Source organism: Bacillus sp. FSL W8-0629, assembly GCF_038593225.1.
Lineage (GTDB): Bacteria > Bacillota > Bacilli > Bacillales > Bacillaceae > Bacillus > Bacillus altitudinis.
The window spans coordinates 956,823-980,653 of sequence record NZ_CP151975.1 but is presented as its reverse complement, the minus strand read 5'-3'; the positions used below and the strand labels follow the sequence as shown (position 1 = coordinate 980,653).

21 protein-coding genes are annotated in these 23,831 nt (G+C 40.7%); 7 read left to right on the top strand and 14 right to left on the bottom strand.

The features are described 5' to 3' along the window. Positions 1 to 38 precede the first annotated feature (38 nt). Positions 39 to 641: a 1-acyl-sn-glycerol-3-phosphate acyltransferase gene (locus NSQ17_RS04950; protein ID WP_024719965.1), complete on the bottom strand. Its 603-nt coding sequence runs from the start codon at positions 639 to 641 to the stop codon at positions 39 to 41. 386 nt (positions 642 to 1,027) lie between these two features. Here NSQ17_RS04950 and NSQ17_RS04945 point away from each other — a divergent pair, with 386 nt between their 5' ends. Genes NSQ17_RS04945 through NSQ17_RS04935 form a run of 3 tightly spaced genes read left to right on the top strand, consistent with a single transcriptional unit; the run spans position 1,028 to position 2,848 of the window. Continuing rightward, entirely contained in the window at positions 1,028 to 1,519 is a 492-nt protein-coding gene (locus tag NSQ17_RS04945) for a sigma-70 family RNA polymerase sigma factor (protein WP_008348979.1), read from the top strand. Next, a complete protein-coding gene (locus NSQ17_RS04940; protein ID WP_342468083.1) occupies positions 1,512 to 2,570 on the top strand; it encodes an anti-sigma factor in 1,059 nt (352 codons plus the stop codon). The genes NSQ17_RS04945 and NSQ17_RS04940 overlap by 8 nt, the downstream gene beginning before the upstream one ends. Beyond that, positions 2,558 to 2,848 carry a hypothetical protein gene (locus NSQ17_RS04935; protein WP_008348984.1) on the top strand — a complete coding sequence of 97 codons (291 nt, stop codon included), beginning with the start codon at positions 2,558 to 2,560 and terminating at the stop codon, positions 2,846 to 2,848. The genes NSQ17_RS04940 and NSQ17_RS04935 overlap by 13 nt, the downstream gene beginning before the upstream one ends. 44 nt (positions 2,849 to 2,892) lie before the next feature. On the opposite strand, the gene NSQ17_RS04930 is transcribed toward NSQ17_RS04935, so the two are convergent. Further along, a complete protein-coding gene (locus NSQ17_RS04930) occupies positions 2,893 to 4,293 on the bottom strand; it encodes an amino acid permease (protein ID WP_338704850.1) in 1,401 nt (466 codons plus the stop codon). Positions 4,294 to 4,748: 455 nt separating this feature from the next. Further along, entirely contained in the window at positions 4,749 to 5,579 is an 831-nt protein-coding gene (locus NSQ17_RS04925) for a C40 family peptidase (protein WP_007497097.1), read from the bottom strand. Between the two features lie 354 nt (positions 5,580 to 5,933). Here NSQ17_RS04925 and NSQ17_RS04920 point away from each other — a divergent pair, with 354 nt between their 5' ends. Continuing rightward, positions 5,934 to 7,298: an alkaline phosphatase gene (locus NSQ17_RS04920; protein ID WP_041507529.1), complete on the top strand. Its 1,365-nt coding sequence runs from the start codon at positions 5,934 to 5,936 to the stop codon at positions 7,296 to 7,298. A 50-nt stretch (positions 7,299 to 7,348) separates the two neighbouring features. Here NSQ17_RS04920 and NSQ17_RS04915 read toward each other — a convergent pair whose 3' ends face one another. Together NSQ17_RS04915 and NSQ17_RS04910 are read right to left on the bottom strand one after the other, a co-directional pair. Next, complete coding sequence (locus NSQ17_RS04915; protein ID WP_024719961.1) at positions 7,349 to 8,764, bottom strand: SpoVR family protein; 1,416 nt, start codon at positions 8,762 to 8,764, stop codon at positions 7,349 to 7,351. A 76-nt stretch (positions 8,765 to 8,840) separates the two neighbouring features. Then, on the bottom strand, positions 8,841 to 10,040 hold the full coding sequence (locus NSQ17_RS04910; protein ID WP_342467909.1) for a globin domain-containing protein: 1,200 nt from the start codon (positions 10,038 to 10,040) through the stop codon (positions 8,841 to 8,843). 183 nt (positions 10,041 to 10,223) lie between these two features. Between NSQ17_RS04910 and NSQ17_RS04905 the strand changes: the two genes are divergently transcribed. Next, positions 10,224 to 10,655: an Rrf2 family transcriptional regulator gene (locus NSQ17_RS04905; protein ID WP_041507532.1), complete on the top strand. Its 432-nt coding sequence runs from the start codon at positions 10,224 to 10,226 to the stop codon at positions 10,653 to 10,655. 160 nt (positions 10,656 to 10,815) lie between these two features. After that, positions 10,816 to 12,291, top strand: coding sequence for a catalase (locus NSQ17_RS04900; protein ID WP_045034838.1), 1,476 nt, complete (start codon positions 10,816 to 10,818; stop codon positions 12,289 to 12,291). Positions 12,292 to 12,336: 45 nt separating this feature from the next. On the opposite strand, the gene NSQ17_RS04895 is transcribed toward NSQ17_RS04900, so the two are convergent. After that, a complete protein-coding gene (locus NSQ17_RS04895; protein ID WP_224562989.1) occupies positions 12,337 to 12,600 on the bottom strand; it encodes a YqzG/YhdC family protein in 264 nt (87 codons plus the stop codon). A 248-nt stretch (positions 12,601 to 12,848) separates the two neighbouring features. On the opposite strand from NSQ17_RS04895, the gene NSQ17_RS04890 reads away from it, so the two are divergent. Continuing rightward, entirely contained in the window at positions 12,849 to 13,097 is a 249-nt protein-coding gene (locus NSQ17_RS04890; protein WP_008349000.1) for a YhdB family protein, read from the top strand. Between the two features lie 157 nt (positions 13,098 to 13,254). Here NSQ17_RS04890 and NSQ17_RS04885 read toward each other — a convergent pair whose 3' ends face one another. The 8 genes from NSQ17_RS04885 to NSQ17_RS04850 all read right to left on the bottom strand — a co-directional run bounded on the left by NSQ17_RS04885 (position 13,255) and on the right by NSQ17_RS04850 (position 23,686). Next, complete coding sequence (locus NSQ17_RS04885; protein WP_007497084.1) at positions 13,255 to 13,905, bottom strand: response regulator transcription factor; 651 nt, start codon at positions 13,903 to 13,905, stop codon at positions 13,255 to 13,257. After that, entirely contained in the window at positions 13,902 to 15,047 is a 1,146-nt protein-coding gene (locus NSQ17_RS04880) for a GAF domain-containing sensor histidine kinase (RefSeq protein WP_041507534.1), read from the bottom strand. Before NSQ17_RS04880 ends, NSQ17_RS04885 begins: the two co-directional genes overlap by 4 nt. A 151-nt stretch (positions 15,048 to 15,198) precedes the next feature. After that, complete coding sequence (locus tag NSQ17_RS04875) at positions 15,199 to 16,944, bottom strand: phospho-sugar mutase (protein WP_041507535.1); 1,746 nt, start codon at positions 16,942 to 16,944, stop codon at positions 15,199 to 15,201. Between the two features lie 144 nt (positions 16,945 to 17,088). Next, on the bottom strand, positions 17,089 to 18,750 hold the full coding sequence (gene glpD / locus NSQ17_RS04870) for a glycerol-3-phosphate dehydrogenase (protein ID WP_039169256.1): 1,662 nt from the start codon (positions 18,748 to 18,750) through the stop codon (positions 17,089 to 17,091). 139 nt (positions 18,751 to 18,889) lie between these two features. Next, a complete protein-coding gene (glpK, locus tag NSQ17_RS04865) occupies positions 18,890 to 20,386 on the bottom strand; it encodes a glycerol kinase GlpK (protein WP_007497075.1) in 1,497 nt (498 codons plus the stop codon). Positions 20,387 to 20,401: 15 nt separating this feature from the next. Continuing rightward, a complete protein-coding gene (locus tag NSQ17_RS04860) occupies positions 20,402 to 21,217 on the bottom strand; it encodes an MIP/aquaporin family protein (RefSeq protein ID WP_008349011.1) in 816 nt (271 codons plus the stop codon). 215 nt (positions 21,218 to 21,432) lie between these two features. Continuing rightward, a complete protein-coding gene (locus tag NSQ17_RS04855) occupies positions 21,433 to 21,990 on the bottom strand; it encodes a glycerol-3-phosphate responsive antiterminator (RefSeq protein WP_146269837.1) in 558 nt (185 codons plus the stop codon). A 358-nt stretch (positions 21,991 to 22,348) separates the two neighbouring features. Further along, positions 22,349 to 23,686 carry an aspartate aminotransferase family protein gene (locus NSQ17_RS04850; protein WP_061418518.1) on the bottom strand — a complete coding sequence of 446 codons (1,338 nt, stop codon included), beginning with the start codon at positions 23,684 to 23,686 and terminating at the stop codon, positions 22,349 to 22,351. Between the last annotated feature and the right edge of the window lie 145 nt (positions 23,687 to 23,831).

Sequence of the window (23,831 nt, the reverse complement as noted above, 5' to 3'; positions counted from 1 at the left end):
AAAAAAACGACCCTTGCCTTAGCAAGTGGTCGTTTTCTTTATCCCTTTTCGATTAACTTAGCTTCAAGTTCTTTGATTCTTGTGTTTAATACTTCTGTCATCGCACCTAATCTTTCTTTTGGCGGCAGATGATCAAATTCAGACTGCTCAATCGGTTCACCAATGATTAAGCGCATTTTCCCCTTCTTAAAAAGGCTTTTTGCATTAGAAGGTCCTTTGTACGCTGCTGGTACGATTGGTGATTTGCCGAGCTGCGCAATCGTAACGGCCCCTCTTTTTAAAGGAACATCTTCTGTTGTACGTGTTCCACTTGGAAAAATCCCAACGATCTTTCCCTCTTTTAATAATTTAATGGGCGTTTTAATACTGCTTGGCCCAGGATTCTCTCGATCAACTGGAAAAGCATGAATCCTCTTTAAAAATCCGCCGATCCATTTATTTGCAAACAATTCTTTTTTCGCCATGTAGTGGATCTCAAACGGAAGAATTCCTGCGCCTAATGCAAGAACATCCACAAAACCCTCATGCGTACAAGCAATGACAAACCCCCGGTCTGTTGGCAGATTCTCTTTTTGATATACTTTGATTCCGCCTCGGAGAGCAAAAAATGCTTTGACGGTATAGCCTGAAAATTTATACATAGTGCACTTCCTTTGTTTGAAGAATGAAGGATTTGTTTCTATTATAACAAATTTTTTATTACCTGGTACTAAAAATTTTCTCCTGCTGATAAAATAGAGACGGTTCACTAAAATCATCTTTTCACTTAAGATGACCGCTCCTTCTGTATTCAAGCATGTGTTTTTAGGAGAGAATAGAGGAAGAAATGTGTCCAAAATTGTCGTTTTTTGAGTTTTTTTCCTGATTTGTTCTATTGAAAACACTTTATAAATGATGCAAATTTCGCTATGATAAGGAGAAATGATTTTGATTCGGTGAAAGAGATGAGTAATGTACGGCCTATGAGAAGTTTCGTGCAACTTTATGCCTTTCTTATGCGTGTATAACATAGAGGGGAGAAAAATCAGTGACGATCGATGAAATTTATCAAATGTATATGAACGATGTTTACAGGTTTCTGCTCTCCATGACAAAAGACAAACATTTGGCAGAGGACTTATTGCAGGAAACCTTTATGCGTGCTTATATACATATTCATTCCTACGACCATAGCAAAGTGAAACCTTGGTTATTTCAGGTGGCACGAAATGCTTTTATTGATTATGTCAGGAAACATAAAAAAGAAGTGACCATATCGGATGATCTCATTGGCGGCCTTTTACAAACGTCTGTACAAAGTCCTGCTGAACAGATTGAAATAAAAGAAGTTCTCAACATGTATTTGGAGCAGCTTCCAGATAACTACAAGGAAGCGTTGACATTGTATTATTTAAAAGAACTGAATTACAAAGAAGCATCCAAGGTCATGAATATTACTGAAGCAAATTTTAAAAGTGTTTTATTTCGTGCAAGGCAGCGCCTAAAAGCACTATATAACAGAGGTGTTAATGATGAATGAAGAGTTTAATAAGCGATGGGAACAGTATAATAATGGCGAGATGAATGAAGAAGAAATGATGGCGTTTGAAGAAGAGCTCGAAGAAAATGAAAAACGCTTAAGCCAAGAACTGAATGACTCAGATTGGACAGACTTCTCCATCAGTCCTGAAAAACAAAAAGCCATTTTACAATACGGAAAAAGAAAGTCCTATTTACGTATTTCTGTGCTTGCTGTCATATCTACACTGATTATTTTACCGCTTTGTACACTAGGTAGTTATCTATACTACGGCGTTGGCGGAGCAGACAGTAAAGGCAATCATTTTATGGAAACGGCCGCTGTAACAGTCGCCCTAACAAAACCGAATGTCGCCATTGATATGAAGGATTTAAAAGGGCAAGTCAAACTGTTTGGTATGAACACAGAACTTAAGCTACAAAAACAAATTGGCAATAAAACAGAAGCCATCGGCAGTGAACAAATCGAAATGTTTTTCGATAAATTAAAGCAGCCTACGATCTCTTATTATGGCGACAGCGCACGTAATACGGAGGATTTCTTTACGCACCCTTCGTCGCAGGCAGATACATCTAAAAAACAAACACTCACTACTTTAGACAAGCTGCCTGAAGGAACAGTGAGTGAAGTGTATGTATCCTATGACAAAGCATACACACCGAAAGACGTATATTCATTTGCTAAAAAATATGATATGAAAGTGCTTTGGAATGCGATAAAGACAGAAGATTCATTAAGTGGAAATCAGCGTCCAATCGGTTACCCCGGGAAAGACTCTGAATTTTTAAAAGAGCTTCAGCACACATCAAAAACAGAGGTTGATCAGTTCAAAGATGCCCTCGCCTATGTCAACCAGCATCCAACCTGGGCAAAAACGATCTCTGGCAGACCTGAACTTGACCTGTCTAACCGAATACGCTACATCAATCAAAATGGTGTCACGGTTTACGGTTCTGTTGTCACAGGTCCTTCTAAAGAAATAGAGAAATTTGTGAAGACAAAACGCATTAAAACGGCCAAAGTGAGCGAGGTGGAATTATGGAATTGGTAAGAATTTTTAAAGAGCATAATGTGTTTGGCTGGATTTCAGTCGGCACCGCTATTTTATCGCTGCTCATGCTGAACCTCGCCATTATTAGCAATGTGACATTTTATTCGTTTCAAATGCTTCCTTTTGCAATGGCCGCAGTTCCATTCGGTGTGATTGAACTGTTCATTAAAAAAGGCCGCACTGGACCAGGTTTCCTAGGCGTCGTTCTGAATATTTTTGTCATCGTTTGTGTCTATGCGATCGTCTCGATTGATGTCGATCTTCAATTAGGTTTTTAATACTAAAAAGCCAGTCATACTTGACTGGCTTTTTCTGTACACTCTTATTTTTTGTTTAATTCGGAGTGCTTTCTTGAATATAAGAAATAGACAACAAGTCCAATGGCAAGCCAGATTAAGAAACGAACAAATGTGATGGTGCCAAGCTTATAAATGAGCAGTCCGCAAGATAGAATAGCCAAGATTGGAATGAGCGGCACTGCGGGGCATCTGAATGCTCTCGGTAAATCAGGCTGTGTTTTTCTCATGACAATGACAGCAACTGAAATCAAAATGAAAGCTGAAAGTGTTCCGATGTTCACTAGACTTGCCAACTCATCAAGCGGAATGAATCCACCCATTAATGCTGACAATGTCCCAAAGAAAAGAGTATTGATATAAGGTGTTTTATGTTTTGGATGAACCTTTGAAAGAACCTTTGGTACCAAGCCATCACGAGACATGGCAAACATGACACGTGTTTGGCCGTACAGCATGACAAGCATGACCGTAGTCATCCCTAAAATCGCCCCAACATCTACAATACCCGCCACCCAATTTTGACCGGCTACTTGTAAAACAAGAGACACTGGATGGGATACTCCCTCAAAGTTCATAAATGGAACAATGCCTGTCATGATGGCACTGACTACCACATACAACATGGTACAAACCAATAAGGAAGTGATGATTCCTCTTGGCAAGTTGCGGGATGGATTTTTTGTTTCCTCTGCCGCAGAAGCAACTGCATCAAATCCGATAAATGCAAAGAATACGAGAGCTGCTGCACTTAACACGCCTGAAGTTCCAAAAGGAACGAATGGTGTCCAGTTTTCAGGTTTTACATATTTCACAGCGACTAAAATAAAGAGCAGAATCACCGCAATTTTCATAATGACCATGATGTTGTTGACTCGTTTTGATTCTTTAATACCGAAGTACAGCAAGAAGGTGATGATCATTAAAATAATAAATGCAGGAAGATTAAAATATGTCACTTGACCCTTTAAACCACCTGGTGCTGCTGTTAATTCAACCGGTATATGAATCCCTATCCCATTTAAAAACGATACAAAGTAGCCTGACCAGCCTGCTGAAACGGCACTAGCGGCTAGCATATATTCTAATATCAAATCCCAGCCAATGATAAACGCTAAAAATTCTCCCATAGATGCGTACGTAAATGTATAAACAGATCCTGATACTGGCACTGTGGAAGCGAATTCCGCATATGACAATGCCGCAAATAAACATGCAAGACCTGCAATTACAAATGATAAAACAAGTCCTGGACCTGCTGTGACGGCGCCTGTACCTGTCAGAACAAATATCCCTGTACCGATAATCGCTCCAATACCAAGCATCGTTAAGTCAAATGAGCCTAATTCCTTTCTTAACGCTTTTTCCCCTTGTGTTGCCGCAATTAGCTCTGAAATGCTCTTCTTTCTAAACAACGAATTGCTCATACCATCACTCCCAAAACTTAGTATCGGTCTAAAGACGCCACCACTTCGTAATTCACTTTATTTTCTGAATATTTAGATTTAATTTAGCGCAATAAATTGGTGGCGTGAAATTATTATATATGAAAATTAAAAAATGAAAACACTTTTTTCAAAATAGAGTGAAAATTCTTATTTATCAACAAAATACTTGTCAATATTCATGGTAGATTTTCTTCAATCTTTATTCAAATCATAGCTTGGCCTCTTCTATTTATTATACAACATACAAAATTATACTTTTTTGATATAATTTTTATAAAGTGAAAATAAAATTATTCTTTTGATAACTTGTCTTCACTTTTGCTTATTTAAAAGCCTTTAGACTCATAGAGAGCTATGATAAAGGACTGTTTTAGCTGCGCAAACGATATACAAAAAAAGAGACTGCCTAGTAAGCAGTCTCTTAAGATCCATTATTAATTTACAAATGTCTTTGCGCCAAGGTAAATTGGCTTCCAATAGCTTGAAGTCATATCGCTGATCGTCACACCATCAGAAGCAGCGTGGATAAACTTGTTGTTCCCAAGGTAGACACCCATGTGAGATGGGCCAGATTTATAGGTTGTAAAGAAGACAAAATCTCCAACTTTAGGTGTTGAGACGCTTTTCATTGATCCCCAAAAACCTTCAGTCGTTTGTCTTGAAATCTTTGTTTGTTTGTTAATGATATACCACATAAAACCGCTGCAATCAAAGCCTTTCGGTGTCGTTCCACCCCATTTATATGGTGTACCGTTTTGTGCTTTCGCATCTGCTACGAGTTTAGACGTATTTAAAGAAGAAGTAGCAACTGTTTTTTCTTTGACAGGTGTTGGTTTCACTTTGGACGTCTTTTTCACTTTCAGCTTTTGTCCAATTTTAATCAGATCTGTTTTGAGTTTATTTAACGATTTCAGCTCTTTCACTGTCATTCCATATTTTTTGCCGATTTTAGATAAAGTATCACCTTTGACAACTTTATGAGTGGCTGTCGTCGAAGACGCTTTTACTTTTGTTGTTGTTTTTGATGTTTTCGTTACCTTTTTTGAAGAAGTACCATTCACTTTTAAGGTTTGTCCAACATAAATCGTGTTAGATTTCAGTTTATTGTCTGATTTAATCTTACTCACGGTTGTTTTGTATTTTTTCGCTAGAACAGAAAGAGAGTCACCTTTTTGAACCTTTACTGATTGTGCTGAGGCAGCTCCGGCAAATAATGTCGTCCCAAGTAGAACTGCACTTGCAGCTGTGATCAATTGTTTTTTCATTTGTTCCTCCTGTATGTATCTATCGTGATCCGAATTTTTATCTACTTTCTATTATAAGGATCGAATACCAGAAGAAATAGTCTTGACTTCCTACGACATTATGCTTATTAATTCGGCAAAAATTATTTTTTTTTAGGGTTCTTTTTATTTCATTTTTATTACACAATCATGACAAAACAAATGCATCTTGTCATAGATAAATCATACATTCATTTCTCTTTTTGGTTCATTCTATGTAAAGTGGACCTTTACAATTTTAAAGTGAACTTTACGGTGCTGTCATTTGGAATCCACACTTCTGTTCTACCATTGTAAACGTGAGAGCGATACATAAACAATGAGGAGGCAAAATGAATGAGTGTGTTGAAAAGCTCGAAAACGAAAATAGCTGCAATCGCAGCCGCATCAGTGTTATCGATTGGTATTTTTTCAGGAATTGAATTTGGACAGGCTGACAAAGCTGAGGCTAAAAAGAAACCAAAAAATGACGTACAAAATGTGATCGTGCTCATTGGAGATGGCATGGGAACACCTTACCTTTCAACTTACCGCTCATTTAAACACAACGGTGATCTTTCCAAGCAAACAGCGTTTGACCCTTACCTCACTGGCATGCATAAAACATACCCTGATGATTCTAAAAGTAACATTACTGATTCAGCAGCAGCTGGGACAGCCATGGCAACTGGTCAAAAGACATACAACAACGCCATTGGTGTAAACAAAAATGGCAAAAAACTAAAAACAGTATTAGAAGAAGCAAAACGCAAAGGAAAGTCTACTGGTCTCGTCGTCACATCTGAATTAACCAATGCGACACCTGCTGCGTATGCCGCCCACGATGTTTCTAGAAAAAACACAGCAGCCATTGCTGATGATTTCTTCGATGAGAAAATTGGCAAACAGCATACAGTCGATGTCATGCTTGGCGGAGGACTGATCGATTTTGTCCGCAAAGATCGTGATTTGACGAAAGAATTTCAAAAAGCAGGCTATCGTTACGTAACCAATAAAGCTGACTTACAAAAAAACAAACAGCAAAAATTGTTAGGCATTTTTGCTGACGGTGGTCTCGATAAAGCAATTGATCGTGATAAAACGACCCCTTCCTTGCAAGACATGACATCCTCAGCCATCAAACAGCTGTCTAAAAACAAAAAAGGATTTTTCCTCATGGTTGAAGGCAGTCAAATTGACTGGGCTGGACATGACCACGATATTGTCAGTGCGATGAGTGAGATGAAAGATTTTGAAAAAGCATTTGAAGAAGCCATTCGTTTCGCAAAAAAGGATAAAAACACGTTAGTCATCACGACAGCAGATCATTCAACTGGCGGCCTTTCCTTCGGGGCAGACGGCTCGGGCAGCTGGGATTATCAGCCTGTCAAAGCAGCAAAAAAGACACCTGATTTCATTGCAAACAAAATTGTAGGGGGTATGACGGTCGAGACTGCGCTCAAACAATACATCGACCTTGATTTCACAAAAGAGGAAATCGCCTCTATTCAAAAGGCAGCTGAAACAAAAGATCCTGTTCAAATTGATGATGCCATCGAAAAGGTCATCAATACGAGGTCTCATACAGGCTGGACCACATCGGGTCATACAGGGGATGAAGTACCATTTTATGCTTATGGACCAACAAGCGAACAGCTAAAAGGGCTTATGGAAAATACAGATCAAGCGAAACACATTTTCAAACTGCTGAAAAACCAATAAAGTGCTAATCACAAAAAAAGATGTCTAGTCGTAGACATCTTTTTTGATCATTAAGTGAGATACTTCCTATGAACCCCTTTTCCATCGTATGAAAACATCACTTCTTTTCCTTCAAGAACTGACTCGATGTGCACACTTCTTCCCCATAGTTGATACAAATATGGAAGCACCTTTTCTAAGTATTTGAGATCGAGCTCAATGCCTTCATACCAATGTTTAATATAGAGTTCATTGTTTTTTAAATAGTCGCCATCGATGACTGTCAAATACGGAAAGCCGCCATTGACCCTCATGCTGACTAGCTGATCACGGACTGCCTTCCATTCTTTATCAATGACTTTATAGTCTCTCCCCTGCTTTTGAAACAAGTACAAATCTTCCCTCATCACAAGGTCTTTCGTTAAGTAATTTCGAATAAAAGAAATGTCTGATTCAATTTCCCGCACTTCAAACATTTTGCTGCGACCCGACCCTTCCGTCACTCCTGCTTTTTTCAATTCCTCGCATGGATGATCGTAGCGCTCTTCAATATCTTCAAAAATCTTCAGCCCTAAATAGTAAGGATTGATTCCTGTCTTAGATGGCTGCACGACACCTGCATTTAATTTGGCAAATTCAATCGATTCACTTGAATCTAAATCAAGTTCACGCATAATCCGCTGGTGCCAATACGATGCCCAGCCTTCATTCATGATTTTCGTTTCTAGCTGTGGCCAAAAATAGAGCATTTCCTCTCTCAGCATCGTCAGCACATCCCGCTGCCAAGGCTCTAGCTCCCGGGAGTGTGCCTCGATAAAGAGCAATATATCTTTTTCTGGCTTTGGGGGGAATTGCTTGATCGTTTTCTTTTTCTCACGTGTTTTTGGTTCATCCATTCCCCACAAATCATCATATGGCGTTTGACGTTTTGGTTTGTCCTCTTCATATTCATCTTCATCGTCGAGATTCCAGCTTAATTTTGAACGAACAAGCGACGGATCAATATGCTCCTGCAATGCCAATACAGCATCTAAAAAGGACTCGACTTCTTTTGTACCGTGGATATGTTCATATTCTTTAATTCGCTCTGCTGCCGCTGACATACTTTCCACCATATCTCGTTTTGTGTTTTGGAAACGGCAGTTGTTTTTAAAGAAATCGCAGTGTGCCAAGACATGAGCCACAATTAGTTTATTTTGAACAAGCGAATTGTTATCAAGGAGAAAGGCATAGCAAGGATTTGAATTAATCACCAGCTCATAAATTTTGCTTAATCCTAAATCATAATGAAGCTTCATTTTGTGAAATTGCTTTCCAAAGCTCCAGTGGCTAAATCGTGTTGGCATGCCATATGCACCGAATGTATAAATAATCTCCGCGGGACAGATTTCATACCTCATCGGATAAAAATCCAGACCAAATCCTTCTGCAATTTCTGTAATTTCATCAATCGCTCTTTGTAAAAGACGTTTTTCAGATACGCTCAAGGAAACCATCCCTCCTCATCGGACTTATCCCTACTATATGAGCGTACCTAAAAAAACATGATGTTCCTCCAACCGTTTAGACGACTTCCATTTCTTTCGTGGATTGCCCGCCGAACGCTTCAAAATGGATATTCTCTTCCGGAATGTCCAACGCTTTTAAAATAAGGATCATCTCTTGAGTAAATACTGGGGAACCGCAAACATAAAATTGCCCTTTTCCTTCACCAATGACGGATTGAAGGAAAGGTCGGTCAATCCGCGTAGCCACCTTCTCAACCAGCTCACTCTTTACACTCTTTTCAAATTGTTCGTTACAAAGGATAATACGCCCCTCTGGAGATGAAGTGAGAACGTGTTCAAACTCTTGTTCAAAAGCAGTTACATCCTCTAGTCTGTCTGCATGAATCATCGTGAATGGCTGATTGTTATGCGACGCTGTTTTCACTAAACCAATCATTGGTGTGACACCAGAACCAGCACTAATCAAATAAACGGGTTCTTTTGTGTCATCTTTCAAGCAGAACATTCCCTGCGGCATACTGACGTGAAGAACATCGCCTTCTTCCATTTCATCATGCAGGAATGTGGAGACATGCCCATCTCGTTTCACGGTAATGCGATAGTAAGATGGGTGATATTGATCTGATAAACTGTATTGTCTGCTGCATACATAGGCTTCACCCGGCATATCTACCTGCACCGTAATGTATTGACCAGCTTCATACATTGGTAGCTCAGATTCATCCTCTGGTACTAAATAAAAGGAAATGAGTGATGGAGATTCTGGTTTCTTTTTCTTCACAATAAACGGTTTGACATCTGCCCATCCACCAGTTTGTTTCACATTTTCAGCCATCATTTCTGCCTCAATGGTGATGAATATATTCGCAATGATGTCATATGCAGCCTTCCAAGCCAACAATGTGTCATCTTCCTCTGATAACCCAAATACCTCTTTCATTGCTTCAAGAAGGTGATATCCGACGATTGGGTACTGCTCTTTTTTCACCATGACACTGACATGCTTATGGGCAATTTGTTTCACAGCAGGAAGCAAGTCTGCCAAGCGGTCAATGTGCAGTGCAGCTTGATAGAGTGTTGCGGCAAGCGCCTCTGGCTGGCTTCCATTCATGAGATTTGTTTTATTAAACTGATTGAGTAGCTCTGGATGCTGTCTAATCATATTTAGATAAAAAACTGTCACAAGTTTTGTTCCCTCAGCTTTTAGAAGAGGGGCTGATTGTTTAATGGCATTCATTTGATCTGTGGATAACATCGTTATTCCTTCTTTCAAAAGATGTATTTTAAATACATCTTTATCGTAATGGAAGACAACATATAAAAGCAATATTTATAATACATGTTTTAAATGTTGTCACATTTAGCACTTTCTCGAACAGTTTTTGTCTAAAATGTGTTACGATGATACAAAACTCTATTAGGTTTAGAGGTCGTCCAAATGAAACTTACGAATTATACAGATTTCTCATTAAGGGTACTCATTTATTTAGCTTCGAGAGAAAACAATGAACTGTCAAATATTCAGCAGATTGCCGATATTTATGGCATTTCGAAAAATCACCTGACAAAGGTAATTTACCATCTAGGAAAACGTGGTTATGTAGAAACGATCCGCGGAAGAAATGGTGGGATTAGGCTGGGGAAAAGCCCAGAAAGCATTAATATTGGTGAGGTTGTCCGCTATACAGAGGATGATTTAGTCATGGTTGAATGCTTTGATCCGAAGAAAAACAGCTGTATTATCTCCCCGATTTGTTCATTAAAGCACGTACTTCATGAAGCACTCACTGCTTATTTACGCGTTCTTGACCAATACACATTAAATGATTTAACACAAAACAAAGATGCTCTAAGAGAGCTTCTGCTCTAAGGCGAAAGAATTTATTTCTTTCGTCTTTTTCTTTACCTCCTTGTAATAATAATTTATTTAAAATTATTATAAATAAATATTGACTATCATGTTTGATTCAATATAATTAGGGTATATAGATTGCTAGAAACCATTTTTTGTTTACAGGAGGAGAAAAAGAATGACAAATTCTAATCATAAAAATTTGACAACGAATCAAGGCGTGCCAGTTGGCGATAATCAAAACTCTAGAACTGCTGGTCACAGGGGACCTTCATTTCTTGATGATTACCATTTGATTGAAAAACTTGCACACTTTGACCGTGAACGTATTCCAGAGCGTGTCGTTCATGCAAGAGGCGCCGGCGCTTATGGTGTATTTGAAGTAGAAAATAGCATGGAGAAACATACAAGAGCAGCCTTCTTAAGTGAAAAAGGAAAACAAACAGACGTTTTTGTCCGTTTCTCAACGGTTATTCATCCTAAAGGTTCGCCTGAAACATTACGTGACCCTCGCGGCTTCGCTGTCAAATTTTATACAGAAGAAGGCAACTATGATCTAGTTGGGAACAACTTGCCGATCTTCTTTATTCGTGATGCACTCAAATTCCCTGATATGGTTCACTCTCTCAAGCCAGATCCTGTAACAAACATTCAAGATCCTGACCGTTATTGGGATTTTATGACGTTAACACCTGAATCCACTCACATGCTCACATGGCTCTTCTCTGACGAAGGTATTCCTGCGAACTACGCTGAAATGCGCGGTTCTGGTGTTCATACGTTTAGATGGGTAAACAAATACGGAGAAACAAAATATGTGAAATACCACTGGAGACCATCAGAAGGCATTCGCAATTTATCGATGGAAGAAGCTGCAGAAATTCAAGCAAACGACTTCCAGCATGCGACAAGAGACTTGTATGATCGTATTGAAAAAGGAAATTATCCAGCATGGGATCTTTACGTTCAGCTTATGCCGCTCAGTGATTATGATGAACTAGATTATGATCCATGTGATCCGACGAAAACGTGGAGCGAGGAAGATTATCCGCTGCAAAAAGTGGGCCGCATGACACTGAACCGCAATCCAGAAAATTTCTTTGCTGAAACAGAGCAATCTGCTTTCACGCCAAGTGCCCTAGTACCAGGAATTGAAGCATCTGAAGACAAACTGCTTCAAGGTCGTCTGTTCTCTTATCCTGACACGCAGCGTCACCGCCTAGGTGCAAACTACATGCGCATCCCAGTGAACTGTCCTTATGCGCCTGTTCACAATAACCAACAGGATGGCTTTATGACAACAACTCGTCCAAGCGGTCATATTAACTATGAACCAAACCGTTATGACGATCAGCCAAAAGAAAACCCTCACTACAAAGAAAGTGAACCGGTTCTTCACGGTGACCGTATGGTGAGACAAAAAATCGAAAAACCAAACGATTTCAAACAAGCTGGAGAAAAATATCGAAGCTACTCTGAAGAAGAGAAACAAGCATTGATCAAAAACTTGACAGCTGACTTGAAAGACGTAAATGAAAAAACGAAATTACTTGCGATCTGCAACTTCTATCGTGCAGATGAAGATTATGGACAGCGTTTAGCGGATTCACTCGGTGTGGATATTCGCTCATATCTTCAAGGAAGCATGAAATAGATCTTCTTTTCAGCTGGAGCACCTCTTTTTAAAAGAGGTGCTTTTTTATAACCGAAACACGTTAATACTAATCAAATGACCCGTCACCGGATGAAAATAAATTTCTGCATGTGCTGCAAATCGTGTGGAGCCTTCCTTCACGGTCACGCGAAACACATCTTTTGTTTGATCTTCATTCACTTGTGTACGTCCAATGTAATGATAATCGTTTAAAGCGGCGCCTTCATATTCATCTTGCAAGGCAGTATACGCAAGCCTTTCCCAATTCTCTGCTGGCTGCACAGCTGCTTGTGAAGATGGATGAATCATGAGACTGCCAAATAAAACAATTCCTGCTGCAAAAAGCATCCATAATTTCGGGTGCATGATATCAATATTCTCACTTTCATGTCTATTTTGTTTAGGTTTTGCTGGTTGGTTCTTTTTCATACATCAAGCATTTATTCAGCCTATAATTCCCGGTACCCTGTTTATGCAGACACCAACTTTTCCCCTGAAAAAGTCGATCTGATCCGAGCAAACTAAGTAAGACTTCTCAAGGGAAAGGAGAAGGTTTAATGAATGTGGCAGATTATGATAAGGCACTTTATTATACGCATCGCTCGCAATGGGATAATTTACTTATTCTTATGGTCCGTACGCAAGATGATTTGCTCTCGAAACGTATTGAGCATTTCTTACATGCGTATCAATTTAACCGGAACGATGCAGATGTTGAAAAATGTTTATATGGACTCCTGCAGTATATTGACCATGCTTCAGAGGCTGCCGTTGCTGAAGCATATGCTGAACCGATGTACACATAAAGAAAAAGGCTGATTTTCTTTCAGATTGTTGACATAGGGCTAGAATGAACTTTATTTTAGCTCTTTGTTTTCACCCTTTTACTGACCGCCTTTCATAAAGAAGAAAAGACTTCATGAGAAATACTCATGAAGTCTTTTGAAATGTCCACCATGACTGTTACAACAGCTCTTTCGGCTGATTTTTTTGATAATCTACCGCATATAGAGCGGCCTGAGTTCGATCTGCCAGCTCTAACTTTGATAACACATGAGACACGTGAGTTTTCACAGTCTTTTCAGAAATAAAAAGCGATGAGGCGATTTCTTTGTTACTTTTCCCTTTTGCGATTTCAAATAAGACATCACGTTCTCTATTGGTCAGTTCGTTCATCAATGCCCATTTCTGCTCTTTAGGTTCAGTTAGATGCTGGACAAGAAAAGCTGTAATATGACCATCTAGCTGGTACGTACCATTTTGCACCTCAATCATTGTCGTGAGAAGCTTTTCAGGTGCTACATCTTTGAGCTGATAAGCCTTTGCTCCCGCTTGGATAGCAGGGATCACATAGTCCTTATCTGCATAGCTTGTCAGAATGACAATGCGGACATCCGGCATATCCAGCGTCATTTGCTTTGTCGCCTCAATCCCATTCATTACAGGCATAGAAAGATCCATCAAGACAATGTCAGGCTTTGTCTGCCTCACTACCTGTAGTGCCTCTTCTCCATTGGATGCTTCACCAACGATGTCCACATCTGGCTGGGTTTGCAAGAAAAAGACCAGTCCTTTTCGGACAATGTGATGATCATCTGCAATGACTACCCTCATGACAATCCCTTCCTTTCTTGAGAAAATGGTACTTTCACATCAATCGTCGTTCCCTTCCCTAGCTCAGAATTGATGCAAAATGTACCTCCTGCTCTTCGGATACGGTCAGCCATCCCTTTCAGCCCAAATGAAGGAAGACTCATTTGTTCATCATACTGAAATCCCTTTCCCTGATCGATGATTTTCATACCAAACGTATCTCCTGATTGCTCCAGTTTGACCTCTACTTTCTCAACGCCCGCATGCTTTTGGCAATTATTTAGAGCTTCTTGGCATACGCGAAATAAGGTTTCGTGCTTTGAATGATCTATTTCCATACAGCCTGATAAAGACAATGAACAATTTAGACCTAAAAGCTGTGCATACTCTTCAATCGCTGTTGTAAATCCTTTTTCAAGCCCTTTTGGTCTTAACTGCCAGATGAGTGATCGCATTTCAATGAGGGCATCTTGTGATAAATGCTGAATAAAATCAATCATTTCACCTAATTTTTGATCACTTGTCATTTGACGCGCTGCCTTTGCAGTCAAACTCACGGAAAACAGCATTTGATTCACAGAATCGTGTAAATCCTGCGCAAGCCGGTTTCGTTCTTCTAAAAGTGCATGCTGCTGCTCATTTTGCACAAGCTTCATGCGCTGAATAGCCGTACCAATTTGCAGTGCAATACTTTCAAGCAGATTCAGCTCCTCCTGTGTAAATGTGACCTTCCCTTTTGCCGCCACATTTAATAAGCCAAACGTACGCTTACATGCTTGGAGCGGAACGGTTGCATGATGGGTAATTCCTTCTGTATCTCCAAGCTTTTGCTCAATCGCCGTTTCAATCCGTTTACAATTGATGATATTGGTAGCTGATTGCAGTGAGCCTTTCGTGTAGCGGTTGATGCAATAGCAATCGTTTTGACACATCAATTGCTTTCGATCCTTTGCCAGCGCTTCAGGTAAGCATACTTCTGCCATTAGTTCATACGATCCGTCTTCTTCTATAAAATAAATCCATGCTGTTTGAAAGCCTGTCACTTCCATAAGCATATGAAGCACTTCATGAAGCGTTTCCTTCATTTCCATCCCTTCATTTAGCTTTTCAGCAATTTCTTTTAACGTTTTTAATGTTTTGACTTTTTCTTGGTAATCTCCCATCGTGTGTACCCCCGGCTTTTACTGCCTCTCTTATCAATATGTTGATTATACCATGAGCACCTGTGCGGCTCTTTCTCAAAAAGGATGATTTTTTCTCATCCTTTTGACTGAGAAAAAGCCATCATGCATGACATGATGGCTTTGTGATATTTTATTTAGTAGTTTCTTCCACAATGTCATAGACGACTTTCATGACTTCTTCTGATAAGTGTTTCAGCTTTTCTTCGCTGTCTGTTAACGATGTGCCTTTGACTGCAATATAAAATTTGACTTTAGGCTCCGTACCAGAAGGTCGTAAACAAAACCATGAGCCATCTTCAAGGAAATATTTCAGGACGTTTGATGCCGGCAGATGAATCGTTTCTTCTTTCTTTTCAGCCACAAGGTGCCTTTGACTTGATTGATAATCCTCAATGACCGTAATGCGCTGACCGGCGATAGAAGCTGGCGGGTTTGATCTAAAGGTATGAAGAATAGCAGAAATCTGCTCTGCTCCTACTTTCCCCTTTAAGGTTAATGACTTTAACCCTTCTCTGTAAAATCCAAATTCCTTAAAAATATCAACAAGCGCATCATATAATGACTTCCCTTGTTTCTTATAAAAGGCTGCGACTTCAACTGCTAATAGCGCAGCTTGAACTGCATCTTTATCTCGTGCAAAATCACCGATCAAATAGCCGTAGCTTTCTTCATAGCCAAATTGAAACGTGTATTCTCCGCTTTCTTCAAACTGCTTGATTTTTTCTCCGATAAATTTAAAGCCAGTGAGCGTATCAATCGTGTCAGCTCCAAATGCTGAGGCAACAGCACGCCCAAGCTCACTTGTCACAATCGTTTTCATCACAACGGGGCGAGGCGGCAGCTGACCTAGTTTTTGTTTTTCAGATAATAAATAATGAAGTAGTAAGGCGCCTGTTTGGTTGCCGGTCAAAACGGTAAATTCACCATCATGATTTTTCACAGCGATACCTAATCGATCTGCATCTGGATCTGTCGCAATCAAAATATCAGCATTTTGCTTTTCGCCAAGCTTGATGGCGTATTCAAAAGCGGCATGCTCCTCTGGATTTGGAGACGTAACCGTCGAGAATTGCGGATCTGGTTTTTCCTGTTCAGGCACAACCGTCACATGCTTATAACCAAAGGCCTGAAGTCCGTTTCGGACAGGTTTATTCGCCGTCCCGTGAAGCGGGGTAAACACCACTTTGACATCGACTTCTTTTGCAAGCTCAGGGTGCACACGAATCGTTTTTAATTTTTCCATATACGCTTGATCGATTTCTTCACCAATCATGCGGATCAAACCATTTTGCTTCAATACTTCTTCTGATTCCACTGAAATGGCTAATTCATTTTCGATGGCATCTACTTCTTTAATGACTTGATCTGCTTCAAATGGGGGCATTTGGCCTCCATCTTCTCCATAAACTTTATAGCCATTATATTCTGGCGGATTGTGACTTGCTGTCACAACAATCCCTGCAAAGGCATTCAGTTCTCGAACTGCAAAAGAGAGTTCTGGTGTCGGACGCAGTTCGTCAAATACGTATGTTTGAATGCCATGTGAAGCAAGTGTTTTGGCCGCTTCCATCGCAAATTCAGGAGATTTATGGCGTGAATCATAGGCAATGGCGACGCCTCTTTTTTTTGCATCCTCTCCATGTGCTGCAATATACGCAGCAAGACCAGCAGATGCTTTTCGAACAGTGTAAACATTCATTCGGTTCGTTCCAGCACCAATTTCTCCGCGCATTCCTCCAGTACCAAACTCAAGGTTTTTGTAGAAGCAGTCTTCAAGCGCTTGATGATCATCTTGATGTGCCTCCAGCCATTCCCTTAGTTCAGTATCCAGGTGCTTCTCATTGATCCAACGCTCATAATTCGTATTCCAACTCATGGTCGTCCTCCCAGCTCTTATCATCAATAAAATAACATCTACTGTTATTTTATATGGAATTATCCTTCATGTCATGTTATATCATGAACATATGAAAAAACGATGAACAAAATAAAAAAAGCCGATACACGATCGGCTTTTTACTTATTCAGCATCAAGCGGTACGACTGCTTCATGGAATAGTCGGTCTAATTCAGTTTGATGTTTCTGTTTTGTCGCTTCATCCCAGCCAAAACGATCTGCCATATAGTCAACAACAGGCTGTGCATACGTTTTTGCCCAATTGATATTAAATAATAGGCTGCCTGTTCTTCTCAAGAAGAAATCGACAGGTGTTACAGCCAATTCTTCTTCGATCGCATAGACAAGTTCAGCCAACACATATGCGGGAATGTTTCGTTTGTCTGCTTCCCCTTGAAGCTGCTCCACACGCTTGAAGACATTGCTGACGTTTGAGCCATATTTCTCAGCTAATTTTTGTGCAATAGGTTCTGTCAAACCAACGGATGCTCCTTCTGCCGTTTTCGCTTGAACAAAGGATGCCATATTTTTTGAACCGCCTACATGCCCGCCTGAAATTGGCATATGTTTCGTTTTACATGGTCCGAAATCTTTTCCAGTTTCCTCTTTAAGTCCATCACGTACAAGATTCACAATGTGTTCAGCCATTTTACGGTAACCTGTTAATTTACCGCCAGCAATCGTGATTAAGCCTGAAGATGATGTCCATACCTCATCCTTACGAGAAATTTCTGAAGGATCTTTGCCTTCTTCATGAATGAGTGGACGAAGACCAGCCCAGTTAGATTCAACGTCTTTTTCTGTAATATGAAGATCTGGGAACATATATTGAATGGCTTTGATCACGTAATCACGATCTGCTTTTGTCATACGCGGATGTTCCAGCTGTTTTTTGTAAACTGTATCTGTTGTTCCCACGTACGTTTTTCCTTCTCTTGGAATCGCAAAGACCATTCGTTTATCAGGTGTGTCAAAGTAGATTGCTTGTTTTAATGGGAAAACAGATTGGTCAAATACTAAGTGAATTCCTTTTGTATGTTGTAAATGTTTCCCCTCTTTTGAGTGGTCCTTGTCTCTTAGCTGATCGACCCATGGACCAGTCGCATTGACGATTTTTTTCGCATATACATCGTATGTTTTCTGTGTTGTGACATCTTCAATGACAACACCGACAACTTTGCCTTTATCATAAATAAATTCTTTTACTTTCGCATAGTTGACCGCTTCTGCCCCGAATTTCACAGCCTCTTTCATGACTTCAATTGTCAGGCGTGCATCATCTGTACGGTATTCAACATAGTAGCCCCCGCCTTTTAAGCCATCTTTTTTCACAAGCGGTTCTTTTGCAAGTGTCTCTTTTGCACTTAGCATACTTCTGCGTTCACTATGCTTAACGCCAGCTAAAAAGTCATATACTCTAAGTCCGATTGAAGTTGAAAACTTACCGAATGTCCCGCCTTTATGCATCGGAAGAAGCATCCATTCTGGCGTTGTCACATGAGGACCGTTTTCGTATACGATGGCACGCTCTTTACCGACCTCTGCGACCATTTTCACTTCAAATTGTTTTAAATAACGAAGTCCGCCGTGTACAAGTTTCGTTGAGCGGCTAGATGTACCTGCTGCGAAATCCTGCATTTCTGCAAGACCGACACGCATTCCGCGTGAAGCCGCATCAAGTGCTGTACCTGCGCCTGTAATACCCCCACCAATGATAAACACATCATATGGTTTCTTTGTCATGTCCTGAAGCATTTGTTCTCTTTCTAAGCTAGAAAAAGTCATCTCTTGTTCCTCCCATGTTGTACGGTAAAGAAAAAGAGACCGCAAACACCCAAAGCGTATTTCTACACTTCGGTGCTTGCGGTCTCTCCAGTTCTCCAACCGTTCTATTAACTTACTTGAAGTATACCATACTTTTTGTTTATTTGAAAGCTTGAGCTGCTTTTACAGCCTTTTTCCACCCGCTGTATAACGAGTCACGGCTGTCTTCTTCCATTTTAGGTTCAAAGCGCTTGTCAAGGTTCCATTGTTTTGCAATGTCTGAACGGTCGTTCCAGAAGCCAACTGCTATTCCCGCAAGATAGGCCGCACCGAGTGCCGTCGTTTCATTAATTTCTGGACGTTCTACTGGTACATCCAGCAAATCACTTTGGAAGCCCATTAAGAAATCATTCTTTACAGCCCCGCCATCGACACGCAATGTTTTAAGTGAGATGTTTGAATCTTTTTCCATCGCATCTAAAACATCTTTCGTTTGATAAGCAAGTGATTCTAACGTTGCACGAACAAAGTGCTCTTTAGAAGTACCGCGTGTTAAACCGAATACAGCGCCTCGGACATCACTATCCCAATATGGTGTGCCTAAACCAACGAATGCTGGTACGACATATACGCCGTCTGTTGACTCAACACGCTCAGCATAAGCTTCACTGTCTTTTGAGTCTTTAAACATTCTAAGTCCATCACGCAGCCACTGGATCGCTGAGCCAGCAACGAAAATACTTCCTTCTAAAGCATATTCAACTTTGCCGTCAATGCCCCATGCAATCGTCGTTAACAATCCATGATCCGACTTAATTGCTTTTTCCCCTGTATTCATCAACATGAAACATCCTGTACCATATGTGTTCTTCGCCATTCCTTCTTCAAAGCAAGCCTGACCGAATAACGCAGACTGCTGATCTCCTGCCGCTCCTGCAATCGGAATATTTTTACCAAAGAAGTGATAGTCTGTTGTTTCACCATAAATGTGTGATGATGGTTTGACGTCTGGCAGCATGGAAGCTGGAACACCTAAGATATCAAGTAGTTCTTCATCCCATTTCAGATCGTAAATATTGAACATTAACGTTCTTGATGCATTTGAATAATCTGTCACGTGTGATTGACCGCCAGTCATTTTCCAAATGAGCCATGTATCGATTGTGCCAAACAGTAAGTCACCATTTTCTGCTTTCTCCCGAGCACCTTCGACATTGTCTAAAATCCATTTCACTTTAGTACCTGAGAAATAAGCATCAATGAGTAGACCCGTTTTATTTCTAAACGTTTCATCGTGCCCTTGCGCTTTTAGCTCATCACATATACCAGATGTTTGTCGTGACTGCCAAACAATTGCATTGTAAACGGGTGCGCCTGTATGTTTATCCCAAACGACAGCTGTCTCACGCTGGTTCGTAATTCCGATACCGGCGATTTGATCTGCTTCAATTCCTGATTCGATTAAAGCAGTTGAAATAACTGATAGAACAGAGCTCCAAATTTCATTTGCATTGTGTTCTACCCAGCCTGGGTTCGGAAAATATTGATTGAATTCCTTCTGAGCTGTATGGGCAATTTTACCTTCTTGATCAAATAAGATCGCTCTTGAGCTTGTTGTCCCTTGATCTAATGCGAGAATATATTTTTCTTTTGCCATGGTGTTTTCCTCCCCTTACATACTTTCATTGACAGCATTTGTCTGGTTTTTCGTAGAAACATAGAGTCCTAACAATACCACAACTAAAATAACGCTTACAATCCAAAAGGCTGGTGTGACGTTCGCTTTAAAGGCTGCATTATAGAAAACACCGCCAAATGCACCGCCCAAAATTGGACCAACAACTGGAACCCAAGCATATTTCCAATTTGATGGACCTTTACCTGGAATCGGCAGAATGGCATGTGCGATTCTTGGACCTAAATCACGTGCAGGGTTAATTGCGTAACCAGTTGTACCACCTAATGAAAGACCAATTGCGACAATTAAGAAACCAACAATCAGCGGATTGACTCCGTCTGCAAATTTATTTGCACCAATCGCTAAAATTCCTACCACCAATACAAATGTACCAATGACTTCACTGAGCACGTTTGCAAAAGTATGCGGAATCGCAGGACCAGTTGAGAATACGCCTAGTTTTGCACCTGGATCGTCTGTCGCTTTCCAGTGCGGTAAGTAATGTAAGAAGACAATAATAGCTCCGAGTAATGCGCCAAGCATTTGACCGACAATATACATTGGAACATCAGCCCAAGGAAAACTTCCTTCTAATGCAAGACCTATTGTCAGCGCCGGGTTTAAATGTGCACCGCTGATTCCTCCAGTGGCATAAGCTGCAATCGCTACTGCAAATCCCCATCCGAAAGCGATTACAATCCAGCCGGACTGATAAGCGAGCGATTTCTTTAAACTGACTGCCGCACACACACCGCCTCCGAAAATAATAAGAAGCATTGTACCAACGACTTCACCCCAAAATGGTGTCATGAAAAATTCCTCCTCTGGTTCAGTTGCCATCCCCTATAAATGTGTAGAAAAGATAAAGAAAAAAGATCCACAACAAACATACTTTACATCAGGGTCATTTGTCACCTAGTAAAGCGTCGTTGTGGATCTCCGTTTCTCCATCACATGATATTAACTTAGTGCTATAGTAACAGAGGATGAAAACGTTGTCAATCAATTTTCACATTTTATCTTTTTCACTTTTGGAACGCTTTCCAAAGCTCTGTATTCGATGTGGTGACAGCTGTCGCCCCTGCTGCAAGCGCCCTTTCTACATCTTCTTTTGTTCGAATAAATCCTCCTGCAAATATTGGTATTCCAGCTCTTTTGCGCACTTCTGTAATTAAATCTGGCACGACACCCGGCAATACTTCAATAAAATCTGGACGATGTTTCCCGACAAACTCCATGCTTTTTTCCATCGCACTTGTATCAAGTAAAAACATTCGCTGGATGGCATATACCTTTTTCTGCTTGGCTTTTACTATGACAGAAGACCTAGTAGAAATAATGCCAGCTGGTTTCATTTCCTGACAAATAAATTCCGTTCCGTACTCATCATGTTTGATTCCGTGAATGAGATCGACATGGACAAACATTTTTTTATGATGCGCATTCGCCTCATTCATGATGCCCTTAAGCCGCCCTAAGTGAACATCTAGTAACACCCCATATGTAAATGGACTTTTTAAAAATTCCTCAAATTGCTTCATATTGCGAACAGCAGGTAGAATGGGTTGATCATGAAAACTCATATGCCGTCTCCTTCTCGTGTGTATTGGTTCTATCTTCTCCTTACAGTAATAGAATCGCATGTTTTTTTCAATACACCTAGTGTGCCCATTGACCATTCAGCCTAGCAGATCGATTCAGACCTGATCCTTTCTGGACATAGAAAAAAGCAGAGAAATCTCTCTGCTACAGCGTGTAGGCAAACCCTCGCATTCTTTGTCAGTCCTGCGTGCTGGTGCTCACGAATGTCAAATTCGCTCCGCGCCAGTACTCGTTCTTCCTAGACTGCAAAGGTTTTCTATCACGCTGAAAAGAAGACAAAGGGCTAAAATAAATAATATTTTAGCCCTTTGTCAACAATCTGAAGCAGAGAAATCTCTGCTATAATTGCGCCATGCTTTCTTTTAAAGTATGAATAATGAATGAGGCGTCTTCATCAGTGATATTTAGCGGTGGTGCGAGCTGTGCCACGTTATTATAGCCAGCCACTGTATCGCCATTTTTCCCGATGATCAATCCCCGTTTTTTACATTCTGCAATCAATTGACCGACTACACTTGGATCAGCTGGCTTTTTTGACGCCTGATCCTGCACAAGCTCAATCCCAAACAGCAGGCCTTTTCCTCTCACATCACCGACAAATGGATGCTCTTTTAGCTCTTGCAAACGTTCGAGCATGTCTTGGCCAAGCGTGCCTGACCGCTCCACTAACTGCTCGTTTTCCATGATCTCTAGGTTAGCAAGTGCCACCGCACAGGAAGCAGGGTGACCGCCAAATGTATTCACATGCCGTAGCCTGTCATACGTATCTTCTCCTGCATACGCTTCATAAATGTCTCGTTTCACGCACGTTGCAGATAGCGGTAAATATCCACTTGTGATCCCTTTTGCCATGGTGATGATATCTGGTTTCACTTCCTCATGCATAAATCCAAACCGCTTTCCTGTCCGGCCAAAGCCGCATATCACTTCATCCACAATAAGGAGCGCTCCATGATCTTCACAGATTTCTTTCACCTTCTTCAAATATCCTTTTGGCGGCATTAAGATACCGCCTCCTGTAATCATCGGCTCCATGATGACGCCAGCAATGGTCTCACTTAATTCCCACGTCATCGCTTGATCGATTGCATCAGCACTTGCCAAGCTCTCTTGATCTTCAGGATGCCGGTACATATCAGGCGGTGCGACATGGATAAACCCCTGCCCTAACGGTTCATATTTGTACTTACGCTGCGCTTGACCCGTTGCGGCTAGAGCTGCTGCTGTGTTGCCATGATACGATCGATATCGGGAAATAAATTTTGTGCGTGTACTCTCTCCCTTTTGCGCATGATATTGTTTGGCAATCTTAAATGCCGCTTCATTCGCTTCAGAACCACTGTTAGAAAAGAAGATCACATAGTCCCCGCCTAGCCATTCATTGAGCTTCTCAGCCAGCTGAATCGCTGGCACATGGCTTTGTGTCAGTGGGTAGTAAGGCATCGTATTTAATTGCTTATACGCCGCTTCTGCAAGCTCTTTACGTCCATATCCGGCATTTACACACCACAGTCCTGACATTCCGTCTAAATAACGATTTCCATGAATATCTGTCACCCATGCGCCTTCTGCCTCATGAATCACCATACTTTCATTTTCTTTGTTTGTCCCTTTCATATGATGCCAAATGAACTGATCATCTTTCGCCTGAAGATCTTGTGCGTTATGTGTTTTCATCTTCCCACGCCCCCATGTATCCGTTTTCATCATAAAAGAAACTTAAACCGGTCCTGCATATGACCTCTCCATTCATTATATGGATAAAAAGTGAGGCATATGAAACTGAAACAAGACCGCCCGTGTCGTTACTCTCATTATAAAA